This window comes from Klebsiella sp. EMBS2024, assembly GCF_036233805.1.
Classification (GTDB): domain Bacteria; phylum Pseudomonadota; class Gammaproteobacteria; order Enterobacterales; family Enterobacteriaceae; genus Klebsiella; species Klebsiella pneumoniae.
Genome location: NZ_JAZARW010000001.1, coordinates 5296903 through 5315111, shown reverse-complemented (window position 1 = coordinate 5315111; position 18209 = coordinate 5296903). Strand labels below are relative to the sequence as shown.

18 protein-coding genes are annotated in these 18209 nt (G+C 58.0%); 6 read left to right on the top strand and 12 right to left on the bottom strand.

What is annotated here, in order from left to right; all coding sequences use genetic code 11:
* Positions 1-21: 21 nt before the first annotated feature.
* Together VZP09_RS24315 and yjjY are read right to left on the bottom strand one after the other, a co-directional pair.
* Complete coding sequence (locus tag VZP09_RS24315; protein WP_004182880.1) at positions 22-708, bottom strand: tRNA/rRNA methyltransferase; 687 nt, start codon at positions 706-708, stop codon at positions 22-24.
* 396 nt (positions 709-1104) lie between these two features.
* Positions 1105-1245, bottom strand: coding sequence for a protein YjjY (gene yjjY / locus VZP09_RS24310; protein WP_004146984.1), 141 nt, complete (start codon positions 1243-1245; stop codon positions 1105-1107).
* Between the two features lie 95 nt (positions 1246-1340).
* Here yjjY and arcA point away from each other — a divergent pair, with 95 nt between their 5' ends.
* Positions 1341-2057: a two-component system response regulator ArcA gene (gene arcA / locus VZP09_RS24305; protein ID WP_002887843.1), complete on the top strand. Its 717-nt coding sequence runs from the start codon at positions 1341-1343 to the stop codon at positions 2055-2057.
* Positions 2058-2119: 62 nt separating this feature from the next.
* Here arcA and creD read toward each other — a convergent pair whose 3' ends face one another.
* Genes creD through creA form a run of 4 tightly spaced genes read right to left on the bottom strand, consistent with a single transcriptional unit; the run spans position 2120 to position 6138 of the window.
* The gene (gene creD, locus VZP09_RS24300; protein WP_048975513.1) at positions 2120-3478 is read right to left on the bottom strand and encodes a cell envelope integrity protein CreD; all 1359 of its coding nucleotides are present in this window, start codon (positions 3476-3478) and stop codon (positions 2120-2122) included.
* A 60-nt stretch (positions 3479-3538) separates the two neighbouring features.
* On the bottom strand, positions 3539-4963 hold the full coding sequence (gene creC, locus VZP09_RS24295; protein WP_004146982.1) for a two-component system sensor histidine kinase CreC: 1425 nt from the start codon (positions 4961-4963) through the stop codon (positions 3539-3541).
* Positions 4963-5652 (bottom strand): two-component system response regulator CreB, encoded by a 690-nt coding sequence (creB, locus tag VZP09_RS24290; RefSeq protein ID WP_032417861.1) that lies wholly within the window; start codon positions 5650-5652, stop codon positions 4963-4965. Before creB ends, creC begins: the two co-directional genes overlap by 1 nt.
* Positions 5653-5664: 12 nt before the next feature.
* Positions 5665-6138, bottom strand: a complete 474-nt coding sequence (gene creA, locus VZP09_RS24285; protein ID WP_002887814.1) for a protein CreA — start codon at positions 6136-6138, stop codon at positions 5665-5667.
* Between the two features lie 209 nt (positions 6139-6347).
* On the opposite strand from creA, the gene robA reads away from it, so the two are divergent.
* Positions 6348-7217: an MDR efflux pump AcrAB transcriptional activator RobA gene (gene robA, locus VZP09_RS24280; protein WP_002887812.1), complete on the top strand. Its 870-nt coding sequence runs from the start codon at positions 6348-6350 to the stop codon at positions 7215-7217.
* Here the strand turns inward: robA and gpmB are convergent.
* Entirely contained in the window at positions 7214-7861 is a 648-nt protein-coding gene (gpmB, locus tag VZP09_RS24275) for a 2,3-diphosphoglycerate-dependent phosphoglycerate mutase GpmB (protein WP_002887811.1), read from the bottom strand. The genes robA and gpmB overlap by 4 nt on opposite strands.
* Before the next feature lie 113 nt (positions 7862-7974).
* Here gpmB and yjjX point away from each other — a divergent pair, with 113 nt between their 5' ends.
* Positions 7975-8490 (top strand): inosine/xanthosine triphosphatase, encoded by a 516-nt coding sequence (gene yjjX, locus VZP09_RS24270; protein WP_004178555.1) that lies wholly within the window; start codon positions 7975-7977, stop codon positions 8488-8490.
* Here the strand turns inward: yjjX and trpR are convergent.
* Both trpR and sltY read right to left on the bottom strand, forming a co-directional pair.
* A complete protein-coding gene (trpR, locus tag VZP09_RS24265; protein WP_002887809.1) occupies positions 8477-8806 on the bottom strand; it encodes a trp operon repressor in 330 nt (109 codons plus the stop codon). The two genes, yjjX and trpR, sit on opposite strands and share 14 nt — an antisense overlap.
* A gap of 88 nt (positions 8807-8894) precedes the next feature.
* Positions 8895-10832 (bottom strand): murein transglycosylase, encoded by a 1938-nt coding sequence (sltY, locus tag VZP09_RS24260; protein ID WP_328795452.1) that lies wholly within the window; start codon positions 10830-10832, stop codon positions 8895-8897.
* Between the two features lie 228 nt (positions 10833-11060).
* On the opposite strand from sltY, the gene ettA reads away from it, so the two are divergent.
* A complete protein-coding gene (ettA, locus tag VZP09_RS24255) occupies positions 11061-12728 on the top strand; it encodes an energy-dependent translational throttle protein EttA (RefSeq protein WP_328795451.1) in 1668 nt (555 codons plus the stop codon).
* Positions 12729-12821: 93 nt separating this feature from the next.
* Here the strand turns inward: ettA and nadR are convergent, their stop codons facing one another.
* Genes nadR through serB form a run of 3 tightly spaced genes read right to left on the bottom strand, consistent with a single transcriptional unit; the run spans position 12822 to position 16439 of the window.
* Positions 12822-14054: a multifunctional transcriptional regulator/nicotinamide-nucleotide adenylyltransferase/ribosylnicotinamide kinase NadR gene (nadR, locus tag VZP09_RS24250; RefSeq protein ID WP_002887802.1), complete on the bottom strand. Its 1233-nt coding sequence runs from the start codon at positions 14052-14054 to the stop codon at positions 12822-12824.
* A gap of 21 nt (positions 14055-14075) precedes the next feature.
* Positions 14076-15458, bottom strand: coding sequence for a DNA repair protein RadA (gene radA / locus VZP09_RS24245; RefSeq protein ID WP_002887800.1), 1383 nt, complete (start codon positions 15456-15458; stop codon positions 14076-14078).
* Positions 15459-15467: 9 nt separating this feature from the next.
* On the bottom strand, positions 15468-16439 hold the full coding sequence (serB, locus tag VZP09_RS24240) for a phosphoserine phosphatase (RefSeq protein ID WP_004177487.1): 972 nt from the start codon (positions 16437-16439) through the stop codon (positions 15468-15470).
* Positions 16440-16543: 104 nt separating this feature from the next.
* On the opposite strand from serB, the gene VZP09_RS24235 reads away from it, so the two are divergent.
* Together VZP09_RS24235 and lplA are read left to right on the top strand one after the other, a co-directional pair.
* On the top strand, positions 16544-17191 hold the full coding sequence (locus tag VZP09_RS24235; RefSeq protein WP_002887794.1) for a YtjB family periplasmic protein: 648 nt from the start codon (positions 16544-16546) through the stop codon (positions 17189-17191).
* On the top strand, positions 17191-18207 hold the full coding sequence (gene lplA / locus VZP09_RS24230) for a lipoate--protein ligase LplA (RefSeq protein WP_328795450.1): 1017 nt from the start codon (positions 17191-17193) through the stop codon (positions 18205-18207). Before VZP09_RS24235 ends, lplA begins: the two co-directional genes overlap by 1 nt.
* The last annotated feature ends 2 nt before the right edge of the window (positions 18208-18209 follow it).

Below are 18209 nucleotides of genomic sequence, written 5' to 3'. Positions count from 1 at the left end.
AATAAAAAATATGACAGAGTTTTATTCTGGCAGGTTTTTTTCAATATCATGCAGCAAACGATGCAACATTGCCGTGTCGCGCTGCTGCAGCAGGCCCAGCCGTTGCGACAACCAGTCGGCCAGTTTGGCATCATCCTCCACGCCCAAACGCGAAAGTAACGCCAGGGTACGAGTACGTAAGGCCTGCAGCTGATGATGGTCTGCCGCAGCGGCGGCGGGCGCCGTTTGTTGCATTAGCGATGCTAATTGATAACAGTAGACCATCACCGACTGGCCGAGATTCAGCGACGGATAATCCGCAGCCATCGGCACACCGGTCAACACATCAGCCAGCGCCAGCTCCTCATTGCTCAACCCGGAGTCTTCACGGCCAAAAACCAGCGCCGCGTGCGTCATCCACTGCGCCTTCTCCTCCAGCAGCGGCAACAGCTGCTGCGGCGTGGCGTAATAGTGAAAACGCGCGCGGCTGCGGGCGGTGGTGGCGACGGTAAAATCAACGTCATGCAGCGCCTCGGCAAGGGTGGGATAGGTGGTGATACCATCGAGGATGTCGCCTGAGCCATGCGCCACCCAGCGTGCCGGCGGCGCCAGGTGGGCTTCGCTATCGACGATCCGTAGTTCGCGAAATCCCATGGTTTTCATCGCCCTGGCGGCAGCGCCGACGTTCTCGGCCCGGGCAGGACCGACTAAAATAATCGTTAAACGCATTGCGGTTTCTTTCTCTCTCTCAGGCGTTATCGAGGCGCAGCGCCCCCCATTTTACGCGGTGAAAATTTACAAATTTGCAACAAAAATCACTAAAATTGCGTTTTCTTACCCATAAAAAAATCTAAACTGTTCTCAGGAGGCCGTGACAAGGAGTATGTTAACAGAACCCATTTATCCATATGATGGGCAATGCAATTTCATCTGATGCATCGTTTCAGGTTTTGGATTCACTGTATTTATTAATTTATCCACGCAACTAGTTGAGCCGGGTAAAGATTGTGACTATAAAGAGCATGGCGATGCAATGATTTCACAAGACTGTTAACGTGCTACAATTGAACTTGATATATGTCAACGAAGCGTAGTTTTATTGGGTGTTCGGCCTCTCTTAGCCTGTTATGTTGCTGTTAAAATGGTTAGGATGTCAGCCGTTTTTGACACCGTCGGGTCCAGAGGGAAAGTACCCACGACCAAGCTAATGATGTTGTTGACGTTGATGGAAAGTGCATCAAGAACGCAATTACGTACTTTAGTCATGTTACGCCGCGCATGTTAATTTGCGACATGCAGCAGGCAGGTCAGGGACTTTGGTACTTCCTGTTTCGATTTAGTTGGCAATTTAGGTAGCAAACATGCAGACCCCGCACATTCTTATCGTTGAAGACGAGTTGGTAACACGCAACACGTTAAAAAGTATTTTCGAAGCAGAAGGTTACGATGTATTCGAAGCGACCGATGGCGCGGAAATGCATCAGATCCTGTCTGAAAATGATATCAACCTGGTGATCATGGATATCAACCTGCCGGGTAAAAATGGTCTTCTGCTGGCGCGCGAGCTGCGCGAGCAGGCAGACGTCGCGCTGATGTTCTTAACCGGCCGCGACAACGAAGTGGATAAGATCCTTGGCCTCGAAATCGGCGCTGACGACTATATCACTAAACCGTTTAACCCGCGTGAACTGACTATCCGCGCGCGCAACCTGCTCTCCCGTACCATGAACCTCGGTACCGTGAGCGAAGAGCGTCGCAGCGTAGAAAGCTACAAGTTCAACGGCTGGGAACTCGATATCAATAGCCGTTCCCTGGTTAGCCCGAACGGCGAACAGTACAAGCTGCCGCGCAGTGAATTCCGCGCGATGCTGCACTTCTGCGAAAACCCGGGCAAAATTCAGTCTCGTGCCGAGCTGCTGAAGAAAATGACCGGTCGCGAGCTGAAGCCGCATGACCGTACCGTTGACGTGACCATTCGTCGGATTCGTAAACACTTCGAATCCACTCCGGATACCCCGGAAATCATCGCTACCATTCACGGTGAAGGCTACCGTTTCTGTGGCGATCTGCAGGAATAATACGATTTATTCCGCAGCCATGATGCGAAAACGGCGCCCCAGGGGCGCCGTTTTTTATGCCGTCACTCTTTCCAGAGACGCAGCTTATCCTCATCGGCAGCCGGTGTCGGAGGCACTGTGCCTTTCGGCAGCGATAACGCATACCAGTCCACGCGACGGGTCAAAAACATCAGGACGCTCAGCGCCAGCGCCAGCACCCCGGTACCCAGCAGCAGCGCGCTATCCTCAGAATGCAACAGAAACCACATCACGCCATCCAGCAGCAGTAGCGCGGCGACAAACAGCAGGCTGTTACGCCATCCTCTGAGCACTGCCTGAAGGTAGATCCCATTCATCACCGCGCCAGACAGGCTGGCCGCCAGCCAGGCGGCGGTAAAACCAATGTGCTCTGAGAGCGCCAGCAGCACCAGGTAAAACAGCACCAGCGATAAGCCCACCAGCAGATATTGCATCGGATGCAGGGGACGACGGGTCAGGCTCTCGAACACGAAAAAAGCCATAAAGGTCAGCCCGATTAACAGGATGGCATATTTTGTCGCCCGATCGGTTAGCTGGTACTGGTCGGCAAGGGACATCACATCGGCACTGAACGCCGGCAGTCGCGACCACGGGATCTCCATATCATCCTTGAAATAGCTCCCCATATCGTTGGCGAACCAGCTGCTTTGCCAGTGGGCGCGATAGCCGGCAGCACTCACTTCCCGTTGCGTTGGCAGGAAGCTGCCGAGAAAACCGGGATGCGGCCAGTTACTGGTCAGCTGCAGCTCGCTGTTACGCCCGAGCGGCACCAGTGAAAACTCTCCCGTCCCGTTCAGATCGAGTGAAAAGGCAATCTCAAGCGGCTTGTTGTCCTCCGCCAGCGCAGGCATTGGCATATGAATACCTGCGCCATCGCCGCTTATCCCCAGCCCCGGCTCCACGCTTAATACGTTACCGTTGACCTCCGGGGCATGGATGGCGCCAATGCCGCGGGCATCGCCGACGCTCACCACCAGCCGCGGCTGGCCTAAGACGATATTCGTTTTTCTCAGCGCCGCCAGACGCAGCGGATCAAACGAGGCCTTAATCTGCAAGGCGTTATGCCAGACCTGGCCGCTGTAGATGCCCACCCTCCTCGACTCCACGGTCTGTTTGCCGGTGACCGCCAGCGACTCCGGCAGCCAGTAATACACCCAGCTCCGCTGATAGTTGACCTCTTTTTGGTTCTCCATGCGGGACAGGGTCTCGGTTATCGGAATAGCGATCAGCGGTCCGGCGAGTTTTTGCGAGCCGCTGGTGCTTTGCTCAATGGCGTCCACCACTTCGCTACGATAATCCGCTCGCTCATTAATAAGCTCCCTGACCATCATTAACGGCAAAGATAGCAGCACAATACAGCCTATTAACGTGGTGATTTTCCAGAATAACGGTGATTTCAACATAGCCTTTCTCCCTATCGTGATGGCCTCACAATAGGACGGCTGTGTGGGGAGAATTTGAAGCTATGTGAAGGGACGGTGAAGTCGCAGCGTGGCGACCACGCCGCCTTCGGGCCGATTGTGCAGATTGATATCGCCGTGATGCAGGCGCGCGACTTCACGAACGAACGCCAGCCCAAGGCCGCTGCTCTTATGGCCGTCTTCGCGCGGCAGCGAATAGAATCGCTCAAAGATTCGTTCCAGGGCATAGTCCGGAATACCGCACCCGTTGTCGATAACGCTCAATTGCACCTCTTCATTTCGCTTCTCCGCAGCCAGGGCGATCTCACCGCCCTGGGGGGTAAAGTCAATCGCGTTGTCGAGCAGATTACCCAGCGCCTGGGCCAGCAGCTCGCCATCGCCATTGACCAGCATCCCACTCTCCCGCCAGCGCAGGGTGATAGCTTTCGCCGCCAGAGCGATGTTGCGCTCCTCCGTCAGCCGTTGGTATAGCGCATCTATCGACACCGGATGCTGCTTTATCTCCAGCCGGCTTTCCAGTCTCGCCTGCTGGAGCAGCCGCTCCACCAGCAGTTGCATCCGGGTGTTTTGCGCGAGGATATTATCAGTAAACCGCGCCGCCACCTCAGACGGCGGCCCTTCGCGCAGGATCTCCGCCGCGCCGCGGATGGCCGCCAGCGGGCTTTTCAGTTCATGGGTCAGGTCATAGACATAGTTTTCGATGGCATTCTTACCTTCGAGCTTTACCCGCATGCTCTCCAGAGCCTGGGCCAGCTTGCGCAATTCGCTGCTGCCAACCTCCGGCAGCGGCAGCGGGCGCTCAGCGGTCACCGAGTCCGCATAGCGCACCAGCTTGCCGATAGAGAAATTGATCCACCAGACGACGCCGCCGCCAATCAACAGCGCAATGCCCAGCAGGGCGCCGCCGGCCCAGAGGATCCGCCGCTCGCTGCGCTTAATGACCGGCGTCATCGCCAGGTTGGGTTTACCGACGCTCAGCACGCCGATAATCCGCCCCTTATCCATCACCGGCGCGGCGATATACATCACCGAGCTGGCTTCATCATGCGGATCGCTGCGCGTACTGCGCGCGCCGTACTGGCCGCGCAGGGTGAGCCAGACATCGTTCCAGCGCGAATAGTCCTGCCCTGTCGCCTGCCCGCTGGAGTCAAACACCACCTTGCCCCGGGCATCGGTCAGATAGACGCGGTACTCATTACGTACCTTTTTAATTCCGCCAATATTGGCGTTGAGCGGCTGCTGGTTGAGCTGGTGAAAGGCCTGCGCCAGCCTGCCCTGCTGCGGGTTTGCCGCCAGCAGATCCTCACGCGCCAGCGCCGCCAACAGGGTAGCGGTATCATTGAGGGTCCCCTCTGTCGCCCGGCGCACGCCCGGCTTCACTTCCTGGACAAAGATCGACAGCACAAACCACGCGGCGATCGCGACGATAAGAAAATAGCCCAGCAGCAGGCGCATGCCGATGCGCATCAGCCGCGCCCCAGGCTATAGCCCATACCGCGATGGGTATTGATTGGCGCCTTTTCAGGATTCACAGCCCGCAGCTTAGCGCGCAGGGTTTTGATATGGGTATCGACGGTACGGTCGAGGCTTTCCCAGGCATCGATCCACACCAGCTCCATCAGCTGCTGACGGGAGAAGACGCGACCGGGCGCGTGAAGCAGGGTTTTCAGCAGCAGAAATTCGTAGCGCGTCAGATTCAGCGGCTGGCCGAACCAGCTGATCGCCGCCGCCTGCTCATCGAGCACAAACTCGCCGACGCGTACCACCGGCGATGGCGCGGCAAACTTCTGCAGCCGCCGCAGCACGGTTCGCACCCGCGCGCAGACTTCGCGTGGTGAAAACGGCTTGGCGATGTAATCGTCAGCGCCGATTTCCAGCCCCAGCAGCTTATCGACCTCGTCGCTACGCGCCGTCAAAAACAGCACCGGCAGCGCCGGATAACGCGTCAGCAGACGCCGACAGAGCTCGAAGCCGCTGATATCCGGCAAGCCGACGTCGAGGATGGCGACATCTGGCGCCTGATGCGCCGCCGCCTCCAGCGCGGGCAAACCGCGGCCAAAGACGCTGACCAGGAAGCCCTCCTGCTGCAGCATGTAAACCAGGGTATCAGCGATACTCTGTTCATCCTCAACTAACCAAATCCGTGGCTGCTGCATGCGCGCTCCCGTTTATTTATTCCATGGCATGATCGGCACGGCGCTGATGGCGTTCTTCGGCGAGCCATCAACCACTTTATCCGAGTAGGTCAGATAGACCAGCGCATTGCGCTTCGCATCATAGAAACGCACGACCTGCAGTTTTTTAAACACCAGCGAGGTGCGCTTCTGGAACACCACGTCGCCCTGGCTTTTGCCGTTTTTGATTTTGTCCGTTAGCTCAATCGGCCCGACCTGCTGGCAGGAAATCGCCGCGTCAGAGGTATCTTCCGCTAGCCCCAGCCCGCCTTTGATGCCACCGGTTTTCGCCCGGCTGATATAGCAGGTCACGTTCTGTACATCCGGATCGTCAAAGGCTTCGACGACGATTTTGTGATCCGGCCCTAACCATTTGAAGACCGTATCCACGGAACCAATCTGCTCCGCCTGAGCCAGCTGGCTACCGGCCAGCAGGAGCAGCCCCATCGCAAACTTCTTGTATTTCATATTGTTACCATTATTAAAAAATATAGCTGAGTGATTATCACGCACTTAGCAGAAAAGGTTTATAGATCACAGCTTTACAAAATTATCGTTCAAATCCCCTGACCTACCGCATTTAAAAGCAAAAAAAACACTGAATGCTAAAACATCAAAAAATGCTATTATCCGCTACTTTAATATCAGGCACCTGTGTTTAAGGATGGGGACATTTTATGGATCAAGCAGGGATTATTCGCGATCTCCTTAGCTGGCTGGAAGGTCACCTGGATCAGCCGCTTTCTCTGGATAATGTGGCGGCGAAGGCAGGTTATTCCAAGTGGCATTTGCAGCGAATGTTTAAGGATGTCACCGGCCATGCCATCGGTGCCTATATTCGCGCGCGCCGCTTGTCGAAATCTGCTGTCGCATTACGCCTGACCGCCCGTCCAATCCTTGATATTGCGCTGCAGTACCGTTTCGACTCCCAGCAGACCTTCACCCGAGCGTTTAAGAAGCAATTCTCGCTGACGCCGGCGCTCTACCGCCGCTCGCCGGACTGGAGCTCGTTCGGTATGCGCCCGCCGCTGCGTCTTGGCGAATTTACCCTGCCGAAACATGAGTTTATCACTCTGCCCCCTACTCAGCTGCTTGGCGTGACCCAGAGCTATACCTGTAAGCTCGAGGAAATCTCCGATTTTCGTAACCAGATGCGGGTCCAGTTCTGGCGAGACTTCCTCGGCAACTCACCGTCAATCCCCCCGGTACTCTACGGGCTGCATGAGCCGCGTCCGAGCCTGGAAAAAGACGATGAGCAGGAAGTATTCTATACCACCGCGCTGACGCCGGAGATGGCTAACGGCCACCTGCAGCATGCCCATCCAGTGACCCTGGAAGGCGGCGAGTATGTCATGTTTACGTATGAAGGGCTGGGTACCGGTCTGCAGGAATTCATCCTGACCGTCTACGGCACCTGCATGCCGATGCTGAACCTGACGCGTCGCAAGGGGCTGGATATTGAACGCTTCTACCCTGAAGATGAAAGCCGGGATCAGGCCACGCCGATTCAGTTGCGCTGCGAGTATCTGATCCCGATCCGCCGTTAACGCTGCAGCTCGTCCATTGCGGGGGCGTCAAGATGCGAGACGTCGCCCGCCGTTTCCACCACCCAGCCGGAAGCCAGCCACGGGCTTTGCTGATAGTCGACGCGCGAAATAGAGCAGTTGCGCAGCCGCAGACGACGCTCAGCGTACGCCGGCAGCCCTAATATCGTGCTCACCAGGCAGCCCAGCGCGATCCCATGACTCACCAGCAGCGGCCGGCTACCGGCGGGTAATTCCAGACAGGATGCCAGCGCCGCATGCATACGCTCGCTGAGCTCCTGCATCGATTCGCCCTGCGGAATACGACCGTCCGGTGTGCCGTTGACCAGCTGGCGACGCCAGCCTTCTTCTTCTTCGCTGAGCGAGTCGATATGGCGCTTCTCCAGCACCCCCATATCCAGTTCGCGCAGGCGCGCATCGGCGATCACGCTGCAACCGCAGGCTTCGGCGATAATCTCTGCTGTGCGGCGGGTTCGTCCCAGATCGCTGGTAATAATATGGGTGATCCCCAGCGTTCTGGCGCGCTCGCCCACCTGCCAGGCCTGGCGCTCACCATGGGCGGTCAGCGGGCTGTCGGACTGACCCTGAATACGTCGCTCGGCGTTCCACTGCGTTTCACCGTGGCGAACAAGGTATACTTGTAACATGCTTTTTTTCCGTTCTGGACTCGTTATCAACCGCTTTCGGGCATTACCGCCTGCCCTCGGGGTGATTTAGAGTATACTGCGATGACGTTAGTTTATTCTGAGTTGTTTTGATTATGCACCATGTTGTCTCAGCGACCACTAATCCCGCCAAAATTCAGGCAATTCTGCAGGCTTTTGACGAGATTTTCGGCGAAGGATCCTGCCACATTGAGTCCGTCGCCGTCGAGAGCGGCGTGCCGGAACAGCCCTTCGGCAGCGAGGAAACGCGCGCTGGCGCACGAAATCGCGTCGCCAATGCGCGCCTTGCCCGGCCAAATGCCGATTTCTGGGTAGCTATCGAAGCCGGTATCGACGATGACAGCACCTTTAGCTGGGTGGTCATCGAAAGCGCCAGCCAGCGCGGAGAAGCGCGCTCAGCCACGCTGCCGTTGCCTGACGTTATTCTTGAGCAGGTTCGCGCTGGCGAAGCCCTCGGCCCGGTCATGTCGCAGTATACCGGCATCGATCAGATCGGTCGTAAAGAGGGGGCGATTGGGGTTTTCACCGGCGGCAGATTAACCCGCAGCAGCGTTTACCACCAGGCGGTCGTGCTGGCGCTAAGCCCGTTCCATAACGCTATTTATCGCTAGCCAGCAGCGTCTGCTCCAGCCACTGGCGCAGCTCTACCGGCGCCGATTTCAGGCTGTTCGACCCGCGGGTAATGGTCGCAATTCCGGCGCCGAGCTCATTTTTCAGCTCACGCTGGCTCATCTCGCCGCGCAGCAACTCTTCGATAATGCGCACCCGGGTACCCAGGGCTTCGCGCTCGTCGGGCGTCAGCATCAGCTGCAGCAACGGCAGATGCAGATCCTCAGCATAGGCCTGCTGAAGCAGGGCAACAAAGCGCAGCCACTCCTGATGACGTTGTTCGGCAACGGCCGCGGAATAGGGAGATTGTTGGGTCATATCGCGCCACCATATTGAGACGGGCAGCTTACGCTGCCCGTCGAATGTACTCTTCAACGAGTACAAAGCATAACATACTTCCCAGCGATCAGTAACGCTGGCGCCACTCCGCATCGCTGAGGATCTTATCCTGCTGCCCCATAAAGTAGCGGTAGTAGGCGTCATAGGAGAGGACATTCTTCACGTAGCCGCGGGTTTCCGAAAACGGAATACTCTCGACAAACGCCACGGCGTCGATCCGTCCGGCGCTGTTCCCCTGCCAGCTGCGTACCCGGCCCGGCCCGGCGTTATAGGCCGCTGAGGCGTAGATACGGTTATTGCCGAACTGCTGATAAACGTACTGCAGATAGCTGGTGCCGATATTGATGTTGGTTTCCGGATCCAACAGCTGCGACGGGCCGCTGTAGCCGGGAATGCTGAACATACTGACGGTATGCGTCGCGGTGCCCGGCATAATCTGCATCAGTCCGCTGGCGCCGACCGGCGAGCGCACTTTCGGGTTCCAGGCGCTCTCCTGACGGGCAATCGCCATCGCGTAGCTCTGCGGAATATCTTTGCCGCTAACATAGCGGGCAAACAGGTCGTTATAGGCCAGCGGGAAACGTTCTTCCAGCTGATCCCACAGCTTACCGGCGATCGTCGCCTGCACGCTCAGATCCCACCAGTGCTGATCGAAGGCATAGCGCGCCAGCTGCGCCTGCTGGGATTTGGTGCGACTAGTGACCAGGTTGGCCCATTCGGTGCGCGCGGTGTTATCCATATTCCAGTACATCAGCTCACGTACCCGCGCCATCTCCGGCCCGGAGGCCAGCGCCGGATCGATGGTGCCCGAGGCTTTATCGATGCGGAAGGTATACTCCTCGCCAAGACGCTGCGCGGCGACCATCGGGTAGAAGCCTCGCTGTTGCATCAACGAGCGAAGGATCGCCTGCGCCTCCTCATCCCTGCCGCGCTCCAGCAGCAGATCCGCCTGCCAGTAGCGCCATTCGTCTTTCTCTTTCGCCTCCATCGGCAGGCGCGCCAGCCAGGTGTTGAGGCCATGGCGATCGCCCGTCCCCAACGCCATCCGTACCCGCCGCTCCACCAGCGGCGTGGACTGCGAACGCATGATTGCGTCATCGCGCCAGATGGCCTGCTCTTCGGTTACATCGCTACCCATCAGGCGCCAGGCGACAATATCGCGCAGTTCCTGGGTCTGATCCTCATTGAGCTGCTGAGCCTGTACCAGCGAAGGGATCATCAGGCGGGCATTTTCCACGTCCTGGCGGGCGACGCTGGCGAAGGCGACGGCGGCCATCTGACGGGTAAAGTCCGTCGCCCCGGTGGTGCGGGCGAAGGTGAGGACGCTGTTTGGATCGTTAGCCAGGGCGACCACGGAGCTGGCGATGCTCTGGTAGTTGGCGGGCATTTGCTGGGCCAGCGATTTCACCAGCCCGATATTGCCGGCCTTCATCGCCAGGCGGATCCGTTCGAGATATGCCAGCGGATCCTGCTGACCGGAGTCGCGCCAGGCGCTGAACAGCGGTTCACAGGCGCCGGGCTGATTCTTGCCCGTCAGCCACAGCTCTTTCGCCCCGCTCCAGGCCTCCTGCGACTGCCCCACGCTCAGCTTGGCGTAGTAATAGTTGCACTGCGCCTCGGTGCTGGTCGGCTTATCCGGGCTAAACGCCAGCAAGCCGCGCCAGTCGCTGCGCCGGGCCAGTTCATTCACGAAGCGCGAACGTAATGAACGCGCAGGGGGCAGCGTCGGATTGGCGTCAATAAAGTTTTTCACCACCAGCGCCGGCTGGTTCATCAGATCGTCGGTGATCTGTCGGTACTGCAAATAGGGATACAGGGGATAGGTGCTTAACGTGGGCATCAGCTGGTCGACTACATCCATCTGCCGGTTATCCCACGCCTGCTTAATTTGTGCGTAGCGGCTGCGCTGTTCATCCAGTGAATCCGCATGCGCCAGCTGACTCAACGTCAACAAACCAACGCTGGCAGCCAAAAGATGCCACGCCATTTTTTTGGCTTTTTCCACAAGCTCTTCCTCTTTCCGGTGCATTTTCGCAGCATCGTGCCGCTTAAAAACCCCTGCCGGTTCGGCAGGCGGCTTTACTTATGCTAATCAGACAACGCTAAACGCGCCATGTCCTGGACATTTTTTTACGCTTCTGTGAATCCTGTCGCCTCGCTGGGATTAGCGCGCGAAAAAGGCTACACTTCGGCTTTGAACTATCTATCAAAATAGAAAGAGGCGAAGTCCAACGTGGCTCAATTCGTTTATACCATGCATCGTGTCGGCAAAGTGGTTCCGCCGAAACGTCATATTTTGAAAAATATCTCCCTCAGCTTTTTCCCTGGCGCGAAAATCGGTGTGCTCGGTCTGAACGGCGCCGGTAAATCTACCCTGCTGCGCATCATGGCCGGTATCGACACCGAGATCGAAGGTGAAGCGCGTCCGCAGCCCGGCATCAAAATCGGCTACCTGCCGCNGGAGCCGCAGCTCAACCCGGAGCACACCGTGCGCGAGTCCGTGGAAGAAGCGGTCGCCGAAGTGGTTAACGCGCTGAAGGGTCTGGACGAAGTCTATGCCAAATACGCCGAGCCGGATGCGGACTTCGATAAGCTTGCCGCACAGCAAGGCAAGTTCGAAGAGATTATCCAGGCGCACGACGGCCACAACCTGAACGTCCAGCTGGAGCGCGCGGCCGACGCCCTGCGCCTGCCGGACTGGGATGCGAAAATCGCTAATCTTTCCGGTGGTGAACGCCGCCGCGTCGCGCTGTGCCGTCTGCTGCTGGAAAAACCGGATATGCTGCTGCTCGACGAACCGACCAACCACCTCGACGCCGAGTCCGTCGCCTGGCTGGAACGCTTCCTGCACGACTTCGAAGGCACCGTGGTGGCGATTACCCACGACCGTTACTTCCTTGATAACGTCGCCGGCTGGATCCTCGAGCTTGACCGCGGCGAAGGTATTCCGTGGGAAGGCAACTACTCCTCCTGGCTGGAGCAGAAAGACCAGCGTCTGGCGCAAGAAGCTTCTCAGGAAGCCGCACGCCGCAAATCTATCGAGAAAGAACTCGAGTGGGTTCGCNAGGGCGCGAAAGGCCGTCAGTCTAAGGGCAAAGCCCGCCTGGCGCGCTTTGAAGAGCTTAACAACGTTGAATATCAGAAACGTAACGAAACTAACGAACTGTTCATTCCGCCAGGCCCGCGTCTGGGCGATAAAGTTCTGGAAGTCAGCCATCTGCGCAAATCTTACGGCGACCGCGTTCTGATTGACGATCTGAGCTTCTCGGTACCGAAAGGCGCTATCGTCGGCATCATCGGTCCGAACGGCGCGGGTAAATCCACCCTCTTCCGCATGATGTCCGGCCAGGAACAGCCTGATTCCGGCACCATCACCCTGGGTGAAACCGTTAAGCTGGCTTCCGTCGATCAGTTCCGCGACGCGATGGACAACAGTAAGACCGTGTGGGAAGAAGTGTCTGGCGGCCTGGATATCATGAAGATCGGCAACACCGAGATGCCGAGCCGCGCCTACGTGGGCCGCTTTAACTTCAAAGGCGTCGACCAGGGTAAACGCGTTGGCGAGCTGTCCGGCGGTGAACGTGGTCGTCTGCACCTGGCGAAACTGCTGCAGGTCGGCGGTAACGTCCTGCTGCTCGATGAACCAACCAACGACCTGGATATCGAAACCCTGCGCGCGCTGGAAAATGCCCTGCTGGAGTTCCCGGGCTGCGCGATGGTTATCTCGCACGACCGCTGGTTCCTTGACCGTATTGCCACCCACATTCTGGATTACCAGGATGAAGGTAAGGTTGAGTTCTTCGAAGGTAACTTTACCGAGTACGAAGAGTACAAGAAACGCACTCTCGGCGCCGACGCGCTGGAGCCGAAGCGAATCAAGTACAAACGTATCGCGAAATAAAACGCAAAAAGGCAACGCAAGTTGCCTTTTTTAATGTTTGCTCCCTCTCCCATTGGGAGAGGGTTGGGGTGAGGGCTACAGCCCGCAGAGCCCCTACCCCTGCTCGCCCATCAGCTGTTTCACCAGCTCGACGCAGCGCAGGAACCGGGCATCGTAGTCCGACTCCTTCACATGGACGAATTCGATCTCGTTCTCTTTCAGCAGCGATACCAGCAACGACTGAAACTCTTTACGATCCACCGAGCTCCCAAGACTGCGCAGTCCATCGGCCACCCACGGGGTATTGTTCTCCAGCAGGATCACCAGGTCGAAGCGGTATTCATCAATCAGCGCCTGCACAAACGGGTGCTCACGTCCCTCGTACTTCAGACAGAAGGCCTGAGTGCTGACGAAGTCGGTATCGATGAACGCCACCTTGTTGGCATATTTCACCGCAAAATCAATATACTGCGCATGCCCAAGGGCAATTTTATCGTAATCCGAATACTGGAGCGCCATCTCATCGCCGCCGAGATGCGAAAAAACATAATCCCGGCCATATTCCCAGGCGCTGGTGGTATTGAAGATATTGGCGAGTTTATTGACCAGCGTCGATTTACCGCTCGACTCGCCGCCGAGGATCGCCACCGTCCGCACAAAGAACGGTTTCACTTCCGTCGGAATATATTCCCAGTAGCGGAACGGGTTCTCGCGGATCTGCCCGCCGCTAATATTCATAAAGGTCCGCTTAGGATCGATAAGCACCGTCTCGATCCCCAGATGTTCAAGGTACTGCGGCGCATCGGCCTCTTCCGAGGTATAGATCCGGTTCGGCTCGATCCCTTTTTCGCTCATAAAAGCGCGGATCCCATGGCTCCAGACGTCCCAGCCGTGCGGATAGGGCTCCATCCCCTCTTCATTGAAGGCGTGGATGCGAATATTCTTCTGATATTTAAAGGTTTGTAGCAGCCAGCGCAGGCGGTCAGGCACCGTCGGCTGTTGCGACATGGCGCTCTCTTCAAACAGCTCGCGGTCGCGGGTATCGTCATAGCCCATAATGATATGCAGCTCATCGACCTGGCTACAGGCGCGCTGTATCAGGTAGATATGCCCGGTATGCAGCGGGTAAAACTTACCAAACACCACGCCGACGCTTTTCTGTCGGCGGGGAAACTCCAGCCCGAGGAAACGATGCAGCGCTTCAAGCTTCTGCGCGCTCGGGCTTTTGATTTTGGCATTCAGCAGCTGGCTAAGATACCCCTTGGTCATTCCGCTGGCTTCCGCCACCTGCTGCAGGGTACAGCCTTTCTGCTTAATGGCGCTTTTTAAATAGTCAAATGACGACATCGCTAATCTCCTTTTAACTTATTATAAGTCGTCAAAAACGCTTAGCGCGTCTGAAAGCTTTTTCACGCCAAAGATTTGCATGCCTTCCGGCACTTTTTTCGGCACATTGGCCGCCGGGACGATGGCGCGGCGGAAGCCGTGCTTCGCCGCTTCGGAGATACGCTCCTGACCGCTCGGTACCGGGCGAATTTCCCCGGCCAGCCCCACTTCGCCAAAGACCACCAGATCCTGCGGCAGAGGACGGTCGCGCAGGCTGGAGACCATCGCCAGCAGCAGCGCCAGGTCGGCGCTGGTTTCCGTGACCTTCACCCCGCCGACCACATTGACGAAGACGTCCTGATCGGCCATCTGTAGGCCGCCGTGACGGTGCAGCACCGCCAGCAGGATCGCCAGACGGTTCTGTTCCAGCCCCACCGCCACGCGGCGCGGGTTGGACATCATTGAGTGATCGACCAGCGCCTGGATCTCCACCAGCAGCGGGCGGGTCCCTTCCCAGACCACCATCACCGAGCTACCGGAGGTGATTTCATCTCCCCGGCTGAGGAAGATAGCGGACGGGTTGCTCACTTCGCGCAGGCCCTGCTCGGTCATGGCGAAGACGCCCAGCTCGTTCACCGCGCCAAAGCGGTTTTTATGGCTGCGCAACGTGCGGAAGCGGGAGTCGGCATCCCCGTCCAGCAGCACCGAGCAGTCGATACAGTGCTCCAGCACCTTCGGACCGGCCAGCGAGCCGTCTTTGGTGACGTGGCCGACCATCACAATCGCCACGCCGCGAGTTTTAGCAAAGCGCGTCAAATAGGCCGCGGTTTCCCGTACCTGGGCGACGCTGCCCGGCGACGACTGCACGTCGGCCATATGCATCACCTGGATGGAGTCGATCACCATCAGCTGCGGCTTTTCTTCATCGGCGATCTGACAGATCTGCTCAATGCTGGTTTCCGAGAGCATGTTCAGGTTGGCCGTTGGCAACCCGAGACGATGGGCGCGCATCGCCACCTGCTGCAGGGACTCCTCCCCGGTGACGTACAGGGTTTTCATCCCTTCCGCCAGTTTGCAGAGGGTTTGCAGCAGCAGCGTCGATTTGCCCGCGCCGGGGTTGCCGCCAATCAGGATCGCGCTGCCCGGTACCACGCCGCCGCCCAGCACGCGGTCAAATTCTTTAAAGCCGGTGGAGAAACGCGGCAGCGCCTCCAGGCTGATATCTGACAGCTTCTGCACCTTCGACACGCCGGCGTTACCGGCATAGCCTGAAAGACGCTCGTTTCTCGCCACCTGCGGCGACGCGGCGATGCGCATCTCGGTGATGGTGTTCCAGGCATGGCAGGCGCTGCACTGCCCCTGCCAGCGCGGATAATCCGCACCACATTCATTACAGACAAATGCGCGTTTTGGAGCTTTCGCCACGTTTACCTCTTACTTTTGGTTCATGCTGCCCGAGAGAATACAGAATACCCCCATCAGGTCAGCGTGGCGGATAGTCACTTCCGCCTGTTCATTCACTTTGGGCTTCGCGTGATAGGCGATGCCAAGCCCTGCTGCCTTAATCATCGGCAGGTCGTTGGCGCCATCGCCGATAGCCACGGTTTGCGCCGTTGGGATCTCATACTTTTCCGCCAGCTTGCGCAACGTATTGGCTTTATATTTCGCATCGACGATATCGCCGAGCACGTTGCCGGTGAGCTTGCCGTCGCGGATCTCCAGCTCATTGGCGAATACCGCGTCGAGATGCAGTTTGTCGCGCAGATACTCGGCAAAGAAGGTGAAACCGCCGGAGGCGATCGCCACTTTCCAGCCCAGCGTTTCCAGCTTGAGCACCAGCTGCGCCAGGCCCGGCATCAGCGGCAGCGCGTCGCGAACCTGCAGTAAAATACTGGCATCGGCGTCTTTCAGCGTCGCCACGCGCTGGCGCAGGCTGGCGGTGAAGTCCAGCTCGCCACGCATCGCCCGCTCGGTCACTTCCGAGACCAGCTCGCCGGTGCCGGCCAGTTTCGCGATCTCATCGATGCATTCGATCTGAATCGCCGTGGAGTCCATGTCCATCACCAGCAGGCCCGGGGTGCGCAAATGGGGAATTTTACCCAATGGCGCGACGTCCAGCCCCGCCTCATGCGCCAGTCGCGTCGCACGGGGAGTCAGCGAACCGGCCAAACGGATCACCTGGTAATCCTCGACCACCCAGGAGGCAACGATCACTAACGCGGCGCCCAGCTCACGCTGCCACGCCGTCAGCCGACGTTTATCCAGACCGCGACCATACAGCAGCCAGCCGCTGCGCCCGGCGTGATAATCCAGCGGCATGACCTCGTCGCCGCTCAGGGAAAGCGGCAACCCAGGCCACAGGGAAACGTCTTCAGGCAGGTCGCACCAGGTCAAACTGTTAGGCATTACGGCTCCACATCTCTTCATTCAGGCGAGGAAAATAACGCATGAGGCTACCTTGTAACCAGCGCTTCTGGCAACATTAAGCTGCAAATTTTCAAAGGTGGAATATGGTTCGCGCAAAACTGAAATTCCGGCTGCATCGTGCGGTCATTGTTCTTATCTGTCTCGCCCTGCTCGTCGCGCTGATGCAGGGCGCTTCGTGGTTCAGTCAGAACAGTCAGAAACAACGCAATCCGCAGCTGGAAGAGCTGGCCCGCACGCTGGCGCAGCAGGTGGTGCTGAATCTCGCGCCGCTGATGCGCAGCGAGACGCCTGACGAGAAGCGCATCAATCAGCTGTTGACCCAGCTAACCCATAACAGCCGCGTCCTGGACGCCGGGGTATATGACGAACAGGGCGACCTGGTGGCGCGCTCTGGCGAAAGCGTCGAGGTTCGCGACCGGCTGGCGCTGGATGGCAAAAAAGCCGGCGGCTACTTCAACCAGCAGATTGTCGAACCGGTGCCAGGAAAAAACGGCCCGCTGGGCTACCTGCGTCTGACCCTCGATACTCATACCCTGGCGACCGAGGCGAAGCAGGTGGATAATACCACCAATATCTTACGCCTGATGCTGTTGCTGTCCCTGGCTATCGGCGTGGTGCTGACCCGCACGCTGCTGCAGGGCAAACGCACCCGCTGGCAGCAATCGCCCTTCCTGCTCACCGCCAACAAGCCGGTTGAGGATGAAGACGATGAAAAGAAAGGAAATCTATAATGTCCACATTGCGCCTCCTGCTCTCTGACTCTTACGACCCGTGGTTCAACCTGGCGGTCGAAGAGTGTATTTTCCGCCAGATGCCCGCCACCCAGCGGGTGCTGTTCCTGTGGCGCAATGCCGATACCGTGGTCATCGGCCGCGCGCAGAACCCGTGGAAGGAGTGTAATACCCGCCGCATGGAGGAAGACCATGTGCGGCTGGCCCGTCGCAGCAGCGGCGGCGGCGCGGTGTTCCACGACCTCGGCAATACCTGCTTTACCTTTATGGCAGGCAAACCGGAGTACGACAAAACCGTCTCCACCGCTATTGTGCTGACGGCGCTTAATTCACTCGGCGTAACCGCCGAAGCCTCCGGGCGCAACGATCTGGTGGTCAAAACCGACAGCGGCGACCGCAAAGTCTCCGGCTCCGCCTATCGTGAAACCATGGACCGCGGTTTTCATCACGGCACCCTGCTGCTCAACGCCGATTTAAGCCGTCTCGCCAACTACCTCAACCCGGACCAGAAAAAGCTGCAGGCTAAAGGCATTACCTCGGTGCGCGGACGGGTGGCGAACCTGGTTGAGCTGCTGCCGGGCATTACCCATCAGCAAGTTTGCGAGGCGATNNAGGAAGCATTCTTCAGCCATTACGGCGAACGGGTGGACGCCGAGGTGATCTCCCCGGACAACACGCCGGATCTACCAAATTTTGCTGAGACTTTCGCCCGTCAGAGCAGCTGGGAGTGGAACTTCGGCCAGGCGCCGGCCTTCTCTCATCTTCTGGACGAGCGCTTTCGCTGGGGCGGCGTTGAGCTGCATTTTGACGTCGAAAAAGGGCATATCACCCGCGCGCAGGCCTTTACCGATAGCCTGAACCCGGCGCCGCTGGAGGCCCTGGCGGCACGCTTAGTCGGCTGTCAGTATCGGGCAGAAGTATTACAGCAGCAGTGCGAGGCGCTGGTCGGCGATTTCCCGGAGCAGGAAGCGGAACTGAAAGAACTGTCGGCGTGGATTGCCGGCGCAGTGCGCTGATA